General features: G+C 34.8%; 1 protein-coding gene and 1 pseudogene. Both read right to left on the reverse strand.

All coding sequences use genetic code 11. The features are described from left to right. Positions 1 to 17: 17 nt before the first annotated feature. Positions 18 to 554 (reverse strand): hypothetical protein, encoded by a 537-nt coding sequence (locus AC1DTM_RS28985; protein ID WP_016105273.1) that lies wholly within the window; start codon positions 552 to 554, stop codon positions 18 to 20. A gap of 30 nt (positions 555 to 584) precedes the next feature. Further along, a pseudogene (locus AC1DTM_RS28990) lies at positions 585 to 914 on the reverse strand (NAD-dependent dehydratase); the annotation flags it as partial.

Here is a 914-nt window from a genome sequence, read left to right on the forward strand (position 1 = left end):
CCTATAGTCCCTCATGTTCAATCAAGTTTATACCAATAATCAAATTGGGTATGCACTTGAATCACATATGTTATCGTCTCTGGATCACTAGGTTGCTTTTCCTTCTTTATAGCTCTAATATCATATTCACTTACATAACGAATTCCTCCCATTTTATCTCGGTAATAATTTCCTTTATCAGTTTCTATTTCCACACTATCCTCAAAAAAGTATATCTGAATTTCTACACCGACCACGTTAGAATTAGGATATTTTAACTTTCCTATTTTTTGATAGAATGAGATTACTTCTGCCTTCGATTGCTTCGTTTCTATAACTCGATTCGCTACTACTTCCCAATAACCGCCATTTGCTAATTCAATCCAATTCTTCTCATCCACCTCATAATCCTTAATTGCTTTACTATCCAATGGCATCGGCAATTGAAAAAATTCAGAAGAAAAGGAACGAGAGATATACCACGTACTATTTCTTACGAGAATGACAGTTAGCAAGAGGATTATAACCGTTAAAATTATCGTCCTTTTTCTAACCTTTTTTAATTGATCTATCATATTTCTCTCCATCCCTATTATCTATAAAAACTATCCATTCCACTTTTCTAACAATTCCTTCTCCCTTTCAACTGAAATACCTGCTTTTAATTCCCATTCATCCATACTCTTCATCCAGTCATACACGTCTTTAACTGTCTCTTCTAACCTTCTAAAAGTAAGCCCTTCTTTAACGGCACTCTCGATACTAATAGAGAATCCACCTTTCCACGGATCTGTTTCACCTTCTAATGCAAAAGTTTCAGGAAGCCATAATGGCATTTTCGTCCATGGCTGCACTTTATTCTCATGCATAAATGATTCATCAACCCAAACGAATTCAGCATCACTATTCGTAACTTTTTTACACGTATTTAATAG

Source organism: Bacillus sp. P4_D3 (assembly GCF_056401855.1).